The organism is Sinorhizobium sp. NFACC03, assembly GCF_900103435.1.
In the GTDB taxonomy this organism is placed as follows: Bacteria; Pseudomonadota; Alphaproteobacteria; order Rhizobiales; family Rhizobiaceae; genus Ensifer.
This window is the reverse complement of record NZ_FMXF01000001.1, coordinates 664,989-682,457: the sequence shown is the minus strand read 5'-3', so window position 1 is coordinate 682,457 and position 17,469 is coordinate 664,989. Positions and strand designations below refer to the sequence as shown.

The following is a 17,469-nucleotide window of genomic DNA, read 5'->3' as shown; positions in this document are numbered from 1 at the left end:
GTTAACGATTGTGGCGAGCCCGCCGGCACGCCATTGCCGACGCTTCCGGGCTTCGCACACAGGGTCCCGCCACGAACCTTAACGGCGAAAGCTAAAATGCGACACAAATGCGCGGCAAAGCACTCGGCGGCGGCATTTCATTAAAATTTGAAGCAAATGCCGCGCGATTTTGAAAAGCCGTCTTGTGATTCCCGTCCTAATGTCGGTGTCAACAAAGGGACGGATGCTGCCTCGAAGGCAGCAGCTCCCCGAGGAAACGACGGCAGCGTGAACGGGTATCAGGGGATACGACGGCGCTGCGGGATGCCGAAGGCACAAAAGCCGGCTAGAAGACTGGCGAGCTCAGGCAGCTGAACGAAGTATGGGCAGAACATGTGGTTTCTCATCAAGGCGACATTTTGGTTTTCGCTGGTGCTGGTGCTGCTGCCATTCCTCGATCCGTCGAGCTCGCAGAAGCTGGAGCACGCTCCCAAGGTCGAGCTTGGCGACACCTTCGCCGCCGCCAATGAGGCCTTCCAATACATCAGCGCCATCTGCATCCAGAAGCCTGAGATTTGCGAGAAAGGGGCAGAGACCTTCGTCGCCCTCGGCCACAGGGCCCGCGAAGGCGCTCGTATCGCCTATGAGTTCCTGGATACCCAGTTTGCCGAAACCGATGCGGCCCAACCCGATGCCAAGGTGATGACCGGAACGGTCACACCGGTCATGACCGGCACGGTCAAGCCCGCTGCCGATGTGGCAGCACCCGCCACCGAGGTCAGCACCATCGATGCAGAGCCTGTCTTCAAGCGCACGCCGGTTCCGGAAAAGCGCCTCGATCCCAAGGCCGCGATCATCCAGTAGTCATGCCAAGCCCTCGGTCGAGACCGGCGGGCCACCCATTCGCAACTTAACTGCCTGACTTGCCGCCCTGTCGTGGCCGCCGCGAGGATCCCATCCCCTCGCGGCGTTTTCTTTTCAGGCGCAACCTTTGATCGCCAAGAGCCAGCCACGCACAAGCCGTGGCTGCTTAGGTCCGCCGCACGGCAAGCGGAGGCACCCAATGCAGATCTACGGGCTTTTTTCGAATGCGGGCGTGACGCGGCCAGCGACAGCCGGCACATCGACCGCCGTCGAAGGCAAGAGCCCGGCATCGGCCGCATTGCTCCTCGGCACCGATGACGACACTGGTGACCGCGCCGCCGCAGCAAAGAAGAAGCTCGACGACATCAAGGAACAGCTTCGGATGCTCCGGTTCTTCGCATCGGATCCGGAAACGCTCGCGAGGCTCGCCAAGCAACTCGCTCAGCAACTCGGCACGGCAGCCCAGCAGTTGGCCGGCGCAGACGGTGCCGGAGCGATAAACGGCGTTGCCTCCGCTGCGGCCGTGGCCGCCTTGGCAGATACCGGCAGTGCGCAAGTTGAAGGTGCTATCGCCGGAAACGATGCAGCCACGTCCGCAGAGCCGACAAGCTTTGCGGAGCGCGCCTATCGTGAATTCAGCGACGATGACGGTGAGTCCGGCGCCACCACGAAACTGGCCGCCGAACTCAAATCGCTTGCCGAGCAGATAAAGCAGCTGTTGCAAAAGGCCGAGCAGGAATTGCACACCGAGGGATCTGCCCGTGACGCTGACGATGCGCGCGCGGCCGGCCATGCCTTGTCGGCGGCCGTCGGCAAACTCGGCGGGATCGATGCAGGCGCCGGAAATGCCTTCATCTTCCCGTCAAGCGTTTCGATCTGACCGCGCCGGCGAAATGCCGCCGACACCCAAGGTAACTGTTATTGGCGGTTCTCAATGGGCTTGCCATCCCCTATATGAGGACTGAAAGCCCGCATGCCTGATGGCAAAGGGGCATGAACAGGGACAAAGCTCGTTCGCGGCAAGGACCGGCGGGCGTATAATCCCCTGATAACTGGACCCGGACCATGACGACGCTTGACCAGATCATCGACGATTTCGCCTTCCTCGACGAGTGGGAGGATCGCTATCGCTATGTGATCGAACTCGGCAAAGCTCTGCCGGACATGCCGGAAGCCAAGCGGACCCAGGAAAACAAGGTTCAGGGTTGCGCCAGCCAGGTCTGGCTCGTCACCCAGACGGCCGGCAATCCGGAGGACCCTGTCCTGACTTTCGAAGGTGAATCGGATGCGCATATCGTGCGCGGCCTGGTCGCAATCGTGCTCGCCATCTATTCCGGCAAACATGCCTCGGAGATCACCAAGACCGATGCGATCGATACCTTCGGCAAGATCGGCCTGATCGAGCACCTGTCGACGCAGCGCGCCAATGGCCTGCGCTCGATGATCCGCCGCATCAAGAACGAAGCCGAGCTTCGGCTGGCCGCCTAAAGCGCGTCGCGATCTCTCAGGTTCGCGCCTTGCGCTTTAAGTTTTATGATATTTCGCATGTCGTTATCGCAAAACCGCTGCGCACGTTTGCGCGAAAGGCTTCAAGGCGCCGTCAGGACCTGCCGCAGCGACCGCGCTGTGACAGTACAAAACACAAGAGCCGGACGCTCAGGCCCGGCCCTTGTGTTCAAACCAAATGCCGTCAGGCAAATTGCAGCAACCAGCCGCAAGGCTTCACCAGACGGTTGAAGTCTTATTTGCCACGGCGTTTGCGGCGCTGGCCGAGGCCCATTTCCTTGGCGAGACGCGAGCGTGCTTCCGCATAGGCGGGCGCGACCATCGGGTAGTCGGTCGGCAGGTCCCATTTCTCGCGATATTCTTCCGGCGACAGATTGTGGTGAGTCATCAAGTGGCGCTTCAGCGACTTGAAGGTGCCGCCACATTCGAGGCAGGTGATCTGGTCGTCCTGGACGGACTTGCGAACCGACACGGCCGGCTTCGGCTTTTCAACGGGGATGACGACCGGTGCCGGCGCCGCGGTGTTGTTGAGCGCCGAGTGCACATCTGCGATCAGCGTGGAAAGCTCGGCGACGGGAACCACGTGATTGCTGACGTAGGCGGCAACGATTTCCGCCGTCAGCTCAACCAGAAGTTCATGGCTCGCGCCAAGCGCTGTTTCAGTCATTTCTTTCTCCTATCGGACTTCAGCACAACCCGAAACGGCGTCTCGGGGGGAGGAACGCTTGCAAGAGCCGCCAGGAAGCCTTCGCTGCCTTGGGATGGACCATCAAACGCGGCAAGGACAAACGCCGGCCACGATATCAAGAGTAGGAATTTTGATTACGAAACCTGCTGCCGAGTCACCGGGACGACCGAACTCTCAAAGCAACAACCAACATTCACAACTCAAGCTGGAATTTCAGATCAAAGTATTTCCACGACGACACTTTACATTTACTCGATTAACATCGATGCGTGAAATGTCCAAACATAAATTTGCCGACAGTTAGCAACTTTATCTCCGAATTGCTAAAATGGCCACACTGCATCGCAAAGTTCTGAAATACAGATTCAGAAATGTCATCGATCAGCGATGACGTGGCTCTACTTTTGTGGAAGCTGATCTACAACTGACAGCTTCGTAAGTTTGTAACCGGCCTGATGTGCGGCTTTTGCCAAGAGATGAGCCGAGATTGGTGCAGTCAGAACGAAGAAGAAGAAGCCTGCAAGCGCCCGAATCAGTATCGCTGCATCCAGAGAATGAACGCCCGCAGCCAGCAGCAACAGGCCTGAACCTACGGTGCCGGCCTTAGACGCTGCATGCATACGGGTGTAGAGATCGGGAAAACGCAAGATGCCAATTGCCGCAAGCAGCGAAAAGATCGCGCCGACGATCAACAGAGCGGCAACCAATACAGCAACGGCCATGTCCAGGACGGGGTTCATCGGCGCCCTCCCTTATACTTGCGACGGACCGCATTGGATCTCGGTGCGGACGCGCGCTTTGATTCCGGCGAGCTACGCTCAACGTTGGCCGTCTCTGGCGAAAGCCCGCGAGCCAGGATGAAGCGGGCAAAGGCGACGGTCGCGAGGAAGCCGACCAAGCCAAGGGCAATGGCAATATCGATGTAGAGGTTGAAACCGGTGCGGATCGCGACGACGGCAATCAGGCCAATGGCGATCGCCACCAACATGTCGAGGCCGAGCACGCGGTCCGGTAAGGTCGGGCCGCGGATGATGCGCCAGACAGTAATCAGAAGGGCAACAGACAGCGCGATAAGTGCGAAGCCCGTAGCGAGGGCTTCGATCTGGTCTGGCAGGCTCATTCGAAAGCCTCCTTTATCCGCCGTTCAAAGCCGTTGGCGATATCGCGCCTGAGGCCGCCGGGATCGGCGCAATCGAGCGCATGGACGTAGAGCGTCCGGCGGTCGTCGGAAACGTCGACCGACAAGGTCCCAGGCGTCAGCGTGATGAGATTGGCGAGCAACGCGATTTCGAAATCGCTCCTGACCGTCAAGGGATAGGCAAAGATGCCGGGCTTCAGCTTCATCTTCGGCTGGATGACCATGAGCGCGACCTTTGTGGCCGAGATTGCGAGTTCCTTGAAAAAGAGAGCGGTCAACAACAACAGTCTGAGCGGACGCACCGGATAGGTGATGGGCTGGAGCTCGCGGCGGATCAGCCATAGAGACAGCGCTCCAACGGCGAAGCCGAGGATCAGGTTGGCCAGCGAGAAGCTGGCGCTGATCGCGCCCCAGATCGCCGTGAACAGCAGGTTGATGGTGAGGAACTTGGTCACGGGGCACCTCCCGGGAAAACCGAGTTCAGATAGGCCGAGGGCTCAGCGAGCGAGGCAGCCGCACTTTGAATGGTCGAAAGCAGTGGCTCCGGGTAGAGACCAATCGCCAAAGCCAGGATGACCAAGACGGTGAGCGGCAGCAGCGCCGCCGGCGAGATCGTCGCGGAAACCGTCGTGCCCTCCCCGGCTGCCGCATCGCGCCAATAGGCCAGCAGGAAAAAACGCCCGGTGACAACAGTCGTCAGGAAGCCGGTGAAAAGCAGGGCCGCGGCCAGCCACCAGGCGCCGATATCGAGCGCCGCCTTGACCAGCATGACCTTCGGCCAGAAGCCGGAGAATGGCGGCAGACCGGAAACGGCGAAGGCCAGCATGAGCGTCAGCGCCGCGAAACCGGCATGGCGACGGTAAAGGCCTGCCAGCGACGAAAGCGAGAAGCTGCCGCCGAGCTTGGCCGCAACGCCGGATGCGAAATAAAGCGCAGTCATGACGAGCATCGAGTGCAACGCATAGAAGATCGCACCGCCAATGCCGCCCGGCCCGCCGACCGCAATCCCGGCGAGGATCGAGCCGATGCCGGAGACCACGAGATAGCCGAGCATGCGGCGGAAATCCGATTGCGCCAGCGCCCCGAAGGCACCGACGAGCATGGTGAGCGCGCCGGCAAGGGCAATGACGAAGCTCAGTTCCTCGCGCTGGAGCGGCAGCAGCATGACGGTGACGCGGATCAGGGCGTAAATGCCGACCTTGGTGAGCAGGCCGGCGAAGAGCGCCGACACCACGACGCGCGGCGTATGGTAGGAGGCCGGCAGCCAGAAATTGACCGGGAACGCCGCCGCCTTCATGCCGAAGGCCAGCACGAAGAGCGCCGTCAGCGTCATCAGCGGCGCCGTGCCGGCAAGGCCTTCTGCCTTGCGGGCGATATCGGCCATATTGAGCGTGCCAAAGCTCGCATAGAGATAGCCTGTCGTGATCAGAAACAGGGTGGTCGCGACCAGATTGAGGAAACCATACTTCACCGCTCCGTCGATCTGCTCGCGCTCGGAGCCGAGCACGATGAGGCCGAACGACGAGATCAGCAGCACCTCGAACCAGACGTAAAGGTTGAAGATGTCCCCCGTCAGAAATGCACCCGAAACGCCGGCCATCAGCAGCATCAGGAACGGGTAGAAGCCGTAGCGCCGACCGCTGTCGTTGATATCCGCGAGCGAATAGATCCCGCCGGCGAGTGCCACCACCGAGGCGGTCAACGCAAACAGAGCGCCCGTCAGATCAACGGTGAAGGCAATGCCGAAGGGCGGCAGCCAGCGTCCCATGACCATTGTCACCGGACCGCTCGCAAGCACATGCCGAAGCAGGAGAATGTCTATCAACACGAGACCGGCCAGTCCGAGGACAGCGATGTAAGGGTGCCAATCGATCTTTCGGCGCAGCATGACAAGCAGTGCGCCGATCGCCAGGCACCAGGCGACCGGCAGGATCACCAGCCAATCGGCAGAAGCGGCCGGCTCGAGAACGAGTGCGGCGGAAAGATCTGCGTGGGGAGAAGTTGAAGCGGCCATGGGTCGGTCAGTATCCAAGCGGCGGAGCCGGCTCGTCCTTCGGCTCGGCGACGCGCATCTCGTCGGTATTGTCGGTCTGCAGCACCTCGTAGGCGCGCCACGCGAGAACCAGCAAGAAAGCGAAGAAGGAGAAGGAGATCACGATCGCTGTCAAGATCAGTGCCTGCGGCAGAGCGTTTGCCGCCGGTCCCGTGAGCGCGTCCTGGTGGCCGGGGACGACCGGCGGCACGCCGCGCGTCAGCCGCCCTCCGGTGAAGATCAGCAGATTGACGGCATTGCCGAGAATGGCAACACCAAGCAACACCCGGATGATGGATTTCGACAGCAGCAGGTAGACGGCGACCGTGAAGAAGATACTGACGAGCAGCGCGAACCAGGCTTCCATCATTCGCCTCCCCGCTCTTCGAGCGAAAGCGCAATCGAGCTGATCGCCCCGACGACGACGAGATAGACGCCGCAATCAAACAGCATCACCGTCGAGAGCGGGACTTCCAGGCCGAGAACCGAAGGATAGATCCAGAGACCGGTCATGAAGGGGACGCGTGCCGCAATCGAGATCAGGCCGGCGACCGTCGCTGCGAACAGCCCCGCGCCGGCAATCGCCATCGGGTGAAAATAGATCGCACGGCGCACCGTCTCGACGCCGCAGGCGATGCCGTAGATCGCCAGCGCCGAAACCGCGATCAACCCGCCAATGAAGCCGCCGCCGGGCTCGTTGTGGCCGCGCAGCAGCACGAAGATCGAAAACAGCACCATCAGGCTGGTGAGAAAAGGGGCGACGGCCCGGAAGATCACCGACTTCATGCGCGTTCCTCCGCATCCGGATCATTGTCGGCGATGCGGCGGAGAGAACCAGCCCTCAAGCGGACCAGCGACAGGATGGCAAGACCGGTGACCATCACCACGGCGATCTCACCCAGCGTGTCCGTACCGCGGAAATCGACGATGATGACGTTCACCACATTGGCGCCGTGCGCGATCGATTTCGAATAGAGATTGAAGAATTCCGTCAGCGTGGAGTCAAAGGGAACGCCCGTCGTCTTCAGTAGCATCAGGCCGAAACCCAAGCCGCAGGCGAGTGCAATGGCAAAATCCGGGACCTTCTGGGCAAGCGGCCGATGGTCGGACGGCGAGAGCCTGAGGCGCGTCATCACCAGTGCCAGGACGACGACCGACAGCGTCTCGATCATGAACTGGGTGAAGGCAAGATCCGGCGCACCATAGAGCAGGAAGATGACGGCAACGGCAAAGCCCTGGATGCCGAGCGAGACGATCGCTGTCAGCCGATCCGGAGCGAGCACGACGGCAACGAGACCGATGACCGCGATGGCCATGATCGCAAGCTCGTGCAGTGGCACGTCGGGTGCAAAGAACGGCGCGCGCGGCAGTTCGCCGTAGGTGAGCGGAACGACCAGCAGCACGCAGGCAACCAGGATGAAGGTCGCCGTCATGTAGACGTCGAGGCGGCCGGATTGCAGCCGGCGCGTCAGCCCGACGGAAAAACGAACGAGCCCGCGGATGAGCTGGTCGAAACCACGGTCCGGCCCCCAGCCGATATCGGCAAGGATTGCGGCGATGAAACCACGCAAACGATCGAGCTTCAGGTAGAAAACGATCCCGATCAACGCGGTCGCGGTCGACATGGCCAGCGGCACCCCGACATGCGGAACGACGGACATCGTGACCGCACGCGGTTCGCCTGATATCGCCGATGCCATCGGCGTCGACACGAGTTCGTGGGTCAACCCCGAGAGCAAGGCGGCGGAAAGCCCCTTGGCGGCAAGCAGCGCCGGCCCGAGCCAGAGCAGCACCGGCGCCTCGTGCGCCGCATTCGGCGTCTCCACCTTCGCACCGATGAAAGGCTTGAGGGCGACGGCAAAGGCCACCGCGAACATCAGAGCATTGCCAAGGATCGCGATTGCCGCAAAGACCACGGAGCGCCGGTCGAAGCCGGAGAGCGCGTAGTAGATTTCCTCCTTGGCGATGAAGCCGAAGAAGGGGAACAGGCCGCCCATCGAAAATGCGGCTGCAAGCGCAATGACGAACGTAAGCGGCATGGCGGAGCCCAAGCCCCCGAGCCTGGTCACGTCACGCGCGCCGGTCTCATGATCGATGATGCCAGCAACCATGAACAGGGCACCCTTGAACAGGGAGTGTGCGACAAGATAGAGCGCCGCCGCCTCGATCGCGTGCGGGAAGCCGAGACCGGTCAGCATGACCAGCAGCCCGAGCGAGGCCATGGTCGTATAGGCGAGCATCAGCTTCAGATCGGTCTGGCGGCAAGCAAGAGCTGCGCCGATGACGAGCGTGGCGCCGCCGAAGAGCGGCAGCAGGATCTGCCATTCGGGCGTGCCGCCGAGCACGGGATTGAGCCGCATCAACAGATAGACGCCGGCCTTCACCATTGTCGCGGAATGCAGGTAGGCCGAAACGGGAGTCGGTGCTTCCATCGCGTTCGGCAGCCAGAAATGGAACGGAAACTGCGCCGACTTGGTGAAGGCGCCACCGAGGACGAGAATGAGCGCGGCCAGATAGAACGGGCTTTCGCGCATCTCCGTGCCAAAGGCCATGAGCAGCGAAAGCTGGGTGACGCCGCTGACGTTCCAGATGATCAGGAGCCCCGCGAGCAGAAACAGGCCCCCTCCTCCGGTCACGACCAGCGCCTGAAGGGCTGCGCGCCTTGCGGCTTCGCGCGAATGGTCGAAGCCGATCAGCAGGAATGACGTGATCGAGGTCAGTTCCCAGAAAACGAAGAGCATCAGGAAGCTGTCGGACACGACGAGCCCGAGCATTGATCCCATGAACATCAGGATGAACGAGAAGAACCGTCCCTGCTGCGGATGGCCCTTCAGGTAACCGCCGGAATAGAGCACGATCAGCATGCCGATGCCGGCGATCAGCAGGACGAAAGTTAGCGACAGACCATCGATCAACCAGGAAAAGCTGACATTGAACGACGGGATCCAGGCATAGCCACCGGTGACCACCTCGCTTTTGGCCACGTCCGGCCAGAAGCGGGCGAAATGCAGGACAATGGCCGCTGGGAAGAGTGCCAGAACCCAGGCCGCATTGTGCCCGAGGAGGCGCGTGAGCAGCGGGGCGACCAAAGCCCCCACGAAGGGGAGTGCGAGAGCCAGAAATGTCAGGGCCGCAACATCCATCGTCCTGGCCTGCTCCTTTATGTTTTCACGATACAATCAATCGAAGACCCGACATAAAAGAAGGGTTGTGGCGGCTCAAGCCTTATCCAGATAAAATCGACGTTATGTGCCGTTAAGTCGCTTCGGAGATCGGACGCAGCAGTCCAAGCACTATCAGATTCGTTCGTTTCATGCGGCGGCGGCCGACAACAATTAAAATGCTGTTAGCATAATATTCAGTTGTCGTCGCAGCAGGATCGAACGTCCTAGAATCGGGACAATAAGACGTGGTAGTTGTACGTAAAGGCTTCTTCAATTCAAAATAATACGAAGCCTGGATCCGCCTGCCGGCGGAAACCAACGGCTGCTCGGAACGTCTGCCTTCGACGATATCTGTGAACCGCAAGGCGCCGGCTCATCGACCGTCTTTCTGCCGCAAGCAGCATGAAACGGAACAACACAACGATCACGGGCGAGGCCTGCTTGGAACGATCTCGCATAGTCGTCATCGCCAGTATCCTGGCTGCACTCGGCGCGATCCTGCCGATGATGGCGGCCTATTATCTTTCCTGGTCGATCGCGGTGCGCAGCGAGCAGACACGGCTTTCCCATCTTGCCGACTACGCCATCATGCGCGCCGATGCGGCGCTCGAGGAAGCCTCCCGGGCGCTGAAAGCCGCCGACCGGTTTGACATGCCGCCCTGTATGGCAACACATATCGCAGCGCTGCGCTCCCTCGTCGTCAATACGACCTCCATCGAAGACATCGGCTATTTCGAAAACGGGCTGCTCAGGTGCACGTCGTGGGGCTATCCGCCGCGCCGTCTCACCCGCTCTCCGCCCGCCGATTTCTTCGCGAGCAACGGCGTCGAAGTCATCCCGCGGATGTACCCGACGATCAGTACCGGCGCCCCCATGACGGCGTTTCGCTATCGTTCCTACACCGTACTGACCAACCCGGCTCGATTTGTCGACGTGATTGCGGAGCCCGGCACCCGGCTTGCAGTCGCCACGAAAAACGGCGTCCTGATCGGCACTCTGAACAATCCTGACGCGTCGCTTACGGCCCGGCTCGCCGAACTTCCCGAAACCGGCAGCAACGCCGACGATCTGTTCGCAACCTCCCATGGAGCAAACTGGATCGCCGTCGCGAGCGCCCCCAACATCGCCATTTTTAAGGACATGGACCGGGAGCGCCTGCTGCTTCTGCCGGTCGGCGCCCTGGTCGCAGCGCTTATGGTCGGCCTCGTCGTCTGGCTGTCGCGGCGCCGCCTTTCGCCGCTCGGAGAGCTCTCCATCGCCGTTCAGCGGCGCGAATTCATCGTCCACTATCAACCGCTCATCGAACTGAAGACCGGCATCTGCGTCGGTGCCGAAGCGCTCGTACGCTGGCGGCGGCCCGACGGGCAAATGGTCCGCCCCGATCTCTTCATACCGCTGGCGGAAGAGAACGGCCTGATCGAAGAAATCACCGACCAGGTCATCTATGCCACGATTGCCGAGCTGAAAACGGTCCTCCTTGCGGATCGCTCGCTGCACATTGCCGTCAATCTTGCCGCCGACGACATCAAATCGGGGCGCATCCTGCCGGTGATCCAGGCGGTGCTGGAAAACACCGGCATACTGACCCAGCAGATCTGGCTGGAAGCGACCGAACGGGGCTTCATGGATGTGAAATCGGCCCGCGCAACGATCGAGGAGGCCCGCCGGCGCGGCCACTCGGTGGCGATCGACGACTTCGGCACCGGCTACTCAAGCCTGCAATACCTGCAGGAGCTTCCGCTCGACGCACTGAAGATCGACAAATCCTTCATCGACACGATCGGAACGGACTCTGCCACCAGTTCGATTACGCCGCATATCATCGACATTGCCAAGTCGCTCGATCTCTACATCGTCGCCGAGGGCATCGAGCGGCAGGAGCAGGCCGACTATCTCATCGAACGCGGTGTCCAGTATGGCCAGGGCTGGCTGTTCTCCAAGGCGTTGCCCGCAGCGGAATTCATCGCCTTCTACAACAACAGCAAGCGCCGGCGCGGCGCCGGCCCGACCGTAATCCGCCGCGAGATCGCCTGACGCCACGCCGTCGACCGCAATGCCGGGCCGCGACGTGAATTGCGCGCTTCCGGCGGCATTCCTATATAGTCGCCGCAACGACAGGAGATCTTTCATGACGACCGTTAAGACGCCCAAGGTGGTGAAGACCGATGCGGAATGGCGGGCCATACTCTCGTCGGAACAATACCGCATCACCCGTCAGCAGGGTACCGAGCGTCCGTTCACCGGCCCTTTCGTCAACAACAAGCAGACCGGCACCTATGAATGCGTCTGTTGCGGCCGAGCCCTCTTCCGCTCGGACACCAAGTTCGATTCCGGTTGCGGCTGGCCGAGCTATTTCGCTGCGATCGACGACCAGGCGATCCGCGAGATCGAGGACCGCTCGCACTTCATGGTGCGCACGGAAATCCGCTGTGCCGACTGTGACGCCCATCTCGGTCACGTGTTCCCGGACGGCCCGCCGCCGACGGGGCTTCGCTATTGCCTCAACGGCCATGCGATGACGTTTACCGAGGATTGACACCGGCGCGCGGAAGGAGTGGCATGGGGGCTGCTGTTCCATTAGGAACAGGCCCTGCACCGAAGCCGCGCTATCTAGACTTTGGGTCGAGCAAGCGAGAGGAGGTCCGCATGCTACGCATCCTGACAGCACTCACGCTCCTGCTTTCGTCTGCCCTGGCAGCGGCGGCCGCCGACGATTGGCTACCCTATGCCAATGCGCGTTTCGGCTACGTGCTCGACATTCCGCCTGGCTTCGAACTGCAGAGCCAGGGCGACAATGGCGACGGCGCCAGCTTTCATGCCAACGACAATGGTGCGACCCTTTCGGTCTTTGGCAGCACATTGCTGGATGGCGACTTCGAGACTGACGTCAACGACCGCATCGGGATCGAGCGCGAGGGCGACTGGCGGATCGCCTATGCGCGGGTGACGGCAGCCTGGGCAAGCTTTTCGGGCGTCCGTGGGGAAGAAGTGTTTTATACCCGTGCCATCGCGCTCTGCGACGGCAGCGCCGCCTATTTCCGCCTTCAGTACCGCAAGAGCCGGCTCACCAGTTTCGACGGCGTGATCTCGCGGATGGCGGAGGCCCTCAGGCCATCGGAAGGCTGTCAGCACCCGCCTGTCGCTGCGGTTGCGGGCGAAGCGCCGAACTGACCGCCGCTCAGGCTGCGGCGCTGAAGCAGCTCACCACGGCCGAATAGTGAACGGCCGCACCGGTCACAACGAAACCGTGCCAGATCGCGTTCTGGAAGCGCAGCCTTTCCCAGACATGGAAAATCACGCCGGCGGAATAGATGATGCCGCCGATCAGGATCAGCACCAGCGTCGTTGCCGTCAGCGCCGACAAGAGCGGCCCGACAGCGAGCACGCCGCTCCAGCCCATGGCGAGATAGAGCAGGATCGCCAGCCGGTCGAACCGGCCGGGGAAAAGACATTTGATCGCAACGCCAAGGGCCGCAATCGCCCAGATGCCGATCAGCATCACGAACAGGAACGGGTCTTCCAACCCGCGCTGCAGGAACGGTGTATAGGTCGCGGCGATCAGGATGAAGATCGAGGAATGGTCGAAGCGGCGCAGGAACCATTTGGTCCGCGAGATCGGATAGAGATTGTAGAGAAACGAGATCGACAGCGTCGCGAGCAGCCCTGCCCCGTAGACGGCGGCGGCAGCGAGTTGGCCGCTGGTGCTCCAAAGCGTCGCATAGAAGATCAGTGCGGTGACACCGACGAGCGCGGCGGCAAGACCGATGCCGTGCACGATGCCGTCGGCAATCAATTCCGAGCGGTCATAGTTCCATTTGACGCCAGCGAATTCCACGCGATCCCTCTCCCGGGTCTCTGTCTTTTTCTCGGGCACGCTCGTAGCTGTCGCGCCATCATCGCCATCCTGCCACAGCCCTGGGCCGCCGCAAAGATATGGTGGCGTGGCGAAAGCATCAACTTTTGCAACGCATTACAACAATCGCATGACATATCTGCTGAGTGCGCGGGACCTTGTTCGCAGGCGCGGCGATGACCACATGCGCTGACAAGATTACGCCGATCGGGAGGAGAACCATGTCGAAGTTGCGCACCCCTCAGCCGGAACTGGCGGCCGCGCTCAGCGAGCTTTGCCTGCGATCGAAAGCGGTATGGGGATACGACGCCGCCTTCCTGGAGGCTTGCCGTCCGGCGCTGACGCTGACGGCCGAGGACTGGAAGGATTCGGACCTGCAGATCGCCGTCGATGGCGAGCGGATCCTCGGTCTGGCGCAGGTTCGCTCCGATGGCCAGATCGCCGAACTCGACAAGCTCTTCATCGATCCGGACGCGCGCGCCACTGGCATTGGCCGCAGCCTTTTCGCCTGGTGTGTCAAAGCAGCGCTCAACCGCGGCGCCACGGTCATGACGATCGATGCCGATCCGGGCGCTGCCGATTTCTATCGCCGCATGGGCGCGGTCGATGACGGCGTCATGGCATCGACCGTAATCCCGGGGCGCTTTCTGCCGAGACTGAAGCTGGAACTAAGATAACCATCCGAAGATCGCCGCTGCGGGCACGGCGGCGATCGCTCGATGGTTCATCTTCCGCCCCGGGCAACCTCCGCCGCACATTCCTGACAGAGCGGCGCATGGGGAACAGCTTGCAGGCGCGCTGACGAAATCGGCAGGCCGCAGCGGACGCAGGTGCCGAAGGTGCCGGCGGCGATCCGGTCGAGTGCCGCGTCGATCGCGCGGATCTCTTCCTGCCCGGCAAGCCCGAGGCCTTCCAGAACCTCGTCGCCTTCCCGCTCGGTCACGCGATCCGGCACATCGGCGTTCATGGGCTCATCGAGATCGTGCTCGATCTTGACCAGCCGCCCCTGCAGCTCCTCCTTGCGGTGGGTGAGGCGGCTGCGAAAATCGTCAAGCGCAAACTTGTCCATCTGAAGACTCCTCGGCGGTGGCGGCGCAGGATCGCGCCGCAGCCGCTCTTATTGTTGGTGGGTTACCGGTCGACGAGTACGGCGCAGGGGCAATGGCTGACCACGCGGCTCGCGGTCGATCCGATGAAGTAATCGATCAGGCCCGGCCGGTGGGAGGCGATGATCACCAGATCGGCATTCTCTTCGCTCGCGCAGGCGTTGATGGTGCCGGCAGCACCGCCGGTGCGAATTTCAACACGGCCGTTGATCCCGTGCTTGGTCTTCATGTCCTCGAGCGTCTTTTTTGCCTGCTTGCGGGATTCCTCGACCATCTCCAACGGGAAATCGACGATCATGTAGCCCTGCGCATAGGCATTCAGATCTTCGACAACGTTGAGCAGGACAATCTCGCCCCCTTCGTCGATCAGCTTCTCGGCGATGCCCAGCACAGATTCGCCGTGCTCGAGCTGATCCATGGCAATCGGGACGATGATCTTCTTGTACATGCTGTACTCCTTCTGTTGCCCTCATGGATCGCCGCGCCAGATGTGGCGGGCCAATCCCTCGTCTGGAGATTGCGCCTCGACCGCTTTCCCGGCTTTGATTGAAATCAAATCGAAAGCGCCGCGCTCGCGTGACCCTACTCAAATGGAGGTAGGGCGACGGCAACCACTGTCAACGCTCATCGAACACAACATCAAGCGACTGACGGGCTTCCGTGAACGGACGAGCCGGCCCATATTCCTGACAACAGTTTCAACGAAACTGGGCCGGCAGAGCGGCTACGGTTTCGACGCCCAAGGAGGCAGACATGACGGATACCCCGACCGAACACGCCCTTGCCATGCCTGCGCATGTCGACCACGCACATCTGGTCGTCCGGGATCTGCCCGTTGTTTCGGCCTGGTACCAGAAAATCATGGGCTTGAAGCCGATCGAAACGAGCAAAAGCGGCGAAACGCTCGGCGTTGCCGGCCACCCGCTCCTCAGCCTGACAACCGAGGGCAACGCTGCCAGGGCACCCCGCAATGCGCCGGGTCTCTTCCACAACGCCTTTCTCGTGCCGAATCGTGGGGAGCTCGGCCGTTGGCTGGCCCACGCCGCCCACAACAACACCAGGCTACAGGGCGCTTCCGACCATCTGGTCAGCGAAGCGATCTACCTCGCCGACCCCGAAGGCAACGGTATTGAGGTCTATCGTGACCGGCCGCGCTCCGAATGGAGCTTCAACCCCGACGGCACCGTCGGCATGGACACGCTGCCGCTCAATCTCCAGGCGCTCTATGACGAAGCACCCAAGGACAATTGGGACGGCATGGCTGATGGAACCGCCATCGGCCATATCCATCTGCAGGTCTCCAACATCCCCGAAGCCGACGCGTTCTTCCGCGACGTGCTGGGGCTCGGGCTGATGGCACGCTATCCGGGCGCGAGCTTCTTCGGTTCGGGCAAGTACCACCACCATGTCGCCGCCAACATCTGGAATTCGCGTGGCGCACCGAAGCGCGAAGGCCATATGACCGGGCTTTCGGACTATACGATCCAGTACAAGGACCCGGCCGAACGCGCCGCGGCGCTTGCCAAGCTCGATGCGCTGGAAATTCCGGTCAACCGCGCCGGCGATGGCTACAGCCTCATCGACCCCTGGGGCATCGGCCTCAAGCTGGTCGCCTGACCCCTCTCTCCCGGGCTGCAGACGAATGATGTCTGCGGCAACTCGTCGGCCGCAGCCGCCTCAGGCGCTGCGGTCGTATTTTTGCTGCGCCTCCAGCACCGCCTCGATGTTGTCTTCGGCCCAGCGCGTCAGGGCGGCGACCGTCGACGTCAGCGTGCGGCCAAGCGGCGTGATCGCATATTCAACGGTCACTGGCACGGTAGCATAGACGCTGCGGCTGACGAGACCGTCGCGCTCCAGCTTCTTTAGAACCTGCGACAGCACCTTCTGCGAAATGCCATCGATCTCGCGCTTCAGCTGATTGAAGCGCACCGGCTGTTCGTCAAGCTTGCCGAGCACCAGGACCGCCCATTTGTCGGCAAGCCGGTCCAGCACCAAGCGGGTCGGGCAAGTCTGGATATAGACGTCGTATTCCATCAGGCACGCCCCCACGGCGGTTTCCGGCCGGAAACCATGTCACCAAAACCTGCCTCCTTTACAGCATTTTTCTGGATTTATATCTAGTATCCATCCGCAATATGGTTTCATTTTGATACTAAGGAGCATGACGATGGCAGGCAAGATTCTGGTTCTCGGGGCAAATGGAACGATCGGCAGCAAGGTGGTGCGCGCGTTGATCGCAGCCGGGGAAACGGTCAAGGCAGCATCCCGCAAAGCGACGCCGGTCGAAGGCGCCGAAGCCGTCGCCTTCGACTACCAGGACGCCGCGACCTTTGGGCCTGCGCTAAATGGCGTCGACCGCATCTTTGTATTGACGCCGGGAGGTTACCTCGACCCGGTGAGCCTGCTCGGCCCGATCGTCACCGCTGCTGCCGCACGCGGCATCAAGATCGTGCTGATGACCGTCATCGGCGTCGACGCGGATGACAAGATCCCCTACCGCCAGCTCGAACTGCTTGTCGAAAAGACCGGCGCGCCCTTCGTCATCCTTCGCCCCAACTGGTTCTCCGACAACTTCCAGACCTACTGGATCGAGGGCATCCGTCATGGCGCTATCGCCGTGCCGGCGGCCGAGGGCAAGACGAGCTTCATCGATACGCGCGACATCGCCGAATGTGCGGCAGCCGCCCTCACGAGCGACGCCTTCAACGGACGCGCCTACAATCTCACCGGCCCGGAGGCGCTGAGCTACGACGAAGCCGCCGCGATCCTGTCGCGCGTCACCGGCAAACCGATCGCCTATGCACCGGTCGACGACGATACCTTCGTTGACATTCTGACAGCTGCCGGACTATGCCCGCTTCCTTGCCTCCATCTTCTATCCGGTGCGCGAGGGCTGGGTCGCCAAACCGACCGGCGACGTGAAGACGATGACGGGCCATGAGCCGCGCAGCGTGGAGACCTACGCCAAGGACAACATCGCGGCGCTCAAAGGCTAATCACTATCTGATCGCTCCCGCCCGCCGACTGGCGGGCGGCATGCCGACAGAGAACTATATATTCCTAAAGTTGCGGATGAAGCTTTTTGAAGTCCTGCGTCAACACGTCGCTGGATAGCCGCTGCTTAGTCGATCAATAAACT

At 61.5% G+C, this 17,469-nt stretch carries 20 protein-coding genes and 1 pseudogene; 9 read left to right on the top strand and 12 right to left on the bottom strand.

Translation table 11 applies throughout. The annotated features are described in order from the left end of the window. The first annotated feature begins 372 nt into the window (after positions 1 to 372). The 3 genes from BLU35_RS03345 to BLU35_RS03335 all read left to right on the top strand — a co-directional run bounded on the left by BLU35_RS03345 (position 373) and on the right by BLU35_RS03335 (position 2,331). A complete protein-coding gene (locus BLU35_RS03345) occupies positions 373 to 843 on the top strand; it encodes a DUF5330 domain-containing protein (RefSeq protein ID WP_057250413.1) in 471 nt (156 codons plus the stop codon). A gap of 199 nt (positions 844 to 1,042) precedes the next feature. Next, entirely contained in the window at positions 1,043 to 1,723 is a 681-nt protein-coding gene (locus BLU35_RS03340) for a peptidylprolyl isomerase (RefSeq protein WP_057250415.1), read from the top strand. Between the two features lie 185 nt (positions 1,724 to 1,908). After that, on the top strand, positions 1,909 to 2,331 hold the full coding sequence (locus BLU35_RS03335) for a SufE family protein (protein WP_093232117.1): 423 nt from the start codon (positions 1,909 to 1,911) through the stop codon (positions 2,329 to 2,331). A 253-nt stretch (positions 2,332 to 2,584) separates the two neighbouring features. On the opposite strand, the gene mucR is transcribed toward BLU35_RS03335, so the two are convergent. The 8 genes from mucR to BLU35_RS03295 all read right to left on the bottom strand — a co-directional run bounded on the left by mucR (position 2,585) and on the right by BLU35_RS03295 (position 9,350). After that, the gene (gene mucR / locus BLU35_RS03330; protein ID WP_034789336.1) at positions 2,585 to 3,016 is read right to left on the bottom strand and encodes an exopolysaccharide biosynthesis transcriptional regulator MucR; all 432 of its coding nucleotides are present in this window, start codon (positions 3,014 to 3,016) and stop codon (positions 2,585 to 2,587) included. Between the two features lie 419 nt (positions 3,017 to 3,435). Further along, positions 3,436 to 3,759 carry a monovalent cation/H(+) antiporter subunit G gene (mnhG, locus tag BLU35_RS03325; protein ID WP_057251077.1) on the bottom strand — a complete coding sequence of 108 codons (324 nt, stop codon included), beginning with the start codon at positions 3,757 to 3,759 and terminating at the stop codon, positions 3,436 to 3,438. 14 nt (positions 3,760 to 3,773) lie between these two features. Beyond that, entirely contained in the window at positions 3,774 to 4,157 is a 384-nt protein-coding gene (locus BLU35_RS03320) for a cation:proton antiporter (protein WP_057250419.1), read from the bottom strand. After that, the gene (locus BLU35_RS03315; protein WP_057250421.1) at positions 4,154 to 4,630 is read right to left on the bottom strand and encodes a Na+/H+ antiporter subunit E; all 477 of its coding nucleotides are present in this window, start codon (positions 4,628 to 4,630) and stop codon (positions 4,154 to 4,156) included. Before BLU35_RS03315 ends, BLU35_RS03320 begins: the two co-directional genes overlap by 4 nt. Continuing rightward, the gene (locus BLU35_RS03310) at positions 4,627 to 6,189 is read right to left on the bottom strand and encodes a Na+/H+ antiporter subunit D (protein ID WP_057250423.1); all 1,563 of its coding nucleotides are present in this window, start codon (positions 6,187 to 6,189) and stop codon (positions 4,627 to 4,629) included. Before BLU35_RS03310 ends, BLU35_RS03315 begins: the two co-directional genes overlap by 4 nt. A 7-nt stretch (positions 6,190 to 6,196) precedes the next feature. Beyond that, the gene (locus BLU35_RS03305) at positions 6,197 to 6,574 is read right to left on the bottom strand and encodes a Na+/H+ antiporter subunit C (protein ID WP_057250425.1); all 378 of its coding nucleotides are present in this window, start codon (positions 6,572 to 6,574) and stop codon (positions 6,197 to 6,199) included. Further along, complete coding sequence (locus BLU35_RS03300; RefSeq protein ID WP_057250427.1) at positions 6,574 to 6,993, bottom strand: Na(+)/H(+) antiporter subunit B; 420 nt, start codon at positions 6,991 to 6,993, stop codon at positions 6,574 to 6,576. Before BLU35_RS03300 ends, BLU35_RS03305 begins: the two co-directional genes overlap by 1 nt. Continuing rightward, positions 6,990 to 9,350: a putative monovalent cation/H+ antiporter subunit A gene (locus tag BLU35_RS03295; protein WP_093232116.1), complete on the bottom strand. Its 2,361-nt coding sequence runs from the start codon at positions 9,348 to 9,350 to the stop codon at positions 6,990 to 6,992. Before BLU35_RS03295 ends, BLU35_RS03300 begins: the two co-directional genes overlap by 4 nt. A 462-nt stretch (positions 9,351 to 9,812) precedes the next feature. Between BLU35_RS03295 and BLU35_RS03290 the strand changes: the two genes are divergently transcribed. The 3 genes from BLU35_RS03290 (at position 9,813) to BLU35_RS03280 (ending at position 12,542) form a co-directional block, all read left to right on the top strand. Next, positions 9,813 to 11,405 carry an EAL domain-containing protein gene (locus BLU35_RS03290; RefSeq protein ID WP_082640666.1) on the top strand — a complete coding sequence of 531 codons (1,593 nt, stop codon included), beginning with the start codon at positions 9,813 to 9,815 and terminating at the stop codon, positions 11,403 to 11,405. Between the two features lie 94 nt (positions 11,406 to 11,499). Continuing rightward, entirely contained in the window at positions 11,500 to 11,907 is a 408-nt protein-coding gene (msrB, locus tag BLU35_RS03285) for a peptide-methionine (R)-S-oxide reductase MsrB (RefSeq protein WP_057250433.1), read from the top strand. 110 nt (positions 11,908 to 12,017) lie between these two features. Beyond that, on the top strand, positions 12,018 to 12,542 hold the full coding sequence (locus BLU35_RS03280; RefSeq protein ID WP_057250435.1) for a hypothetical protein: 525 nt from the start codon (positions 12,018 to 12,020) through the stop codon (positions 12,540 to 12,542). A 7-nt stretch (positions 12,543 to 12,549) separates the two neighbouring features. Here BLU35_RS03280 and trhA read toward each other — a convergent pair whose 3' ends face one another. Next, complete coding sequence (trhA, locus tag BLU35_RS03275) at positions 12,550 to 13,206, bottom strand: PAQR family membrane homeostasis protein TrhA (protein ID WP_057250437.1); 657 nt, start codon at positions 13,204 to 13,206, stop codon at positions 12,550 to 12,552. Between the two features lie 239 nt (positions 13,207 to 13,445). Between trhA and BLU35_RS03270 the strand changes: the two genes are divergently transcribed. Next, positions 13,446 to 13,901, top strand: a complete 456-nt coding sequence (locus tag BLU35_RS03270) for a GNAT family N-acetyltransferase (protein WP_162733631.1) — start codon at positions 13,446 to 13,448, stop codon at positions 13,899 to 13,901. A 47-nt stretch (positions 13,902 to 13,948) separates the two neighbouring features. Here the strand turns inward: BLU35_RS03270 and BLU35_RS03265 are convergent, their stop codons facing one another. Then, positions 13,949 to 14,293, bottom strand: a complete 345-nt coding sequence (locus tag BLU35_RS03265; protein ID WP_057250441.1) for a TraR/DksA family transcriptional regulator — start codon at positions 14,291 to 14,293, stop codon at positions 13,949 to 13,951. A gap of 62 nt (positions 14,294 to 14,355) precedes the next feature. After that, positions 14,356 to 14,778: a universal stress protein gene (locus BLU35_RS03260; RefSeq protein ID WP_057250443.1), complete on the bottom strand. Its 423-nt coding sequence runs from the start codon at positions 14,776 to 14,778 to the stop codon at positions 14,356 to 14,358. 305 nt (positions 14,779 to 15,083) lie between these two features. On the opposite strand from BLU35_RS03260, the gene BLU35_RS03255 reads away from it, so the two are divergent. Further along, positions 15,084 to 15,947, top strand: coding sequence for a VOC family protein (locus tag BLU35_RS03255; RefSeq protein ID WP_057250445.1), 864 nt, complete (start codon positions 15,084 to 15,086; stop codon positions 15,945 to 15,947). A gap of 60 nt (positions 15,948 to 16,007) precedes the next feature. Here BLU35_RS03255 and BLU35_RS03250 read toward each other — a convergent pair whose 3' ends face one another. Beyond that, a complete protein-coding gene (locus BLU35_RS03250; protein ID WP_057250447.1) occupies positions 16,008 to 16,364 on the bottom strand; it encodes a winged helix-turn-helix transcriptional regulator in 357 nt (118 codons plus the stop codon). A gap of 133 nt (positions 16,365 to 16,497) precedes the next feature. Between BLU35_RS03250 and BLU35_RS03245 the strand changes: the two are divergent. Continuing rightward, positions 16,498 to 17,326, top strand: a pseudogene (locus tag BLU35_RS03245) (SDR family oxidoreductase). Positions 17,327 to 17,469 lie beyond the last annotated feature (143 nt).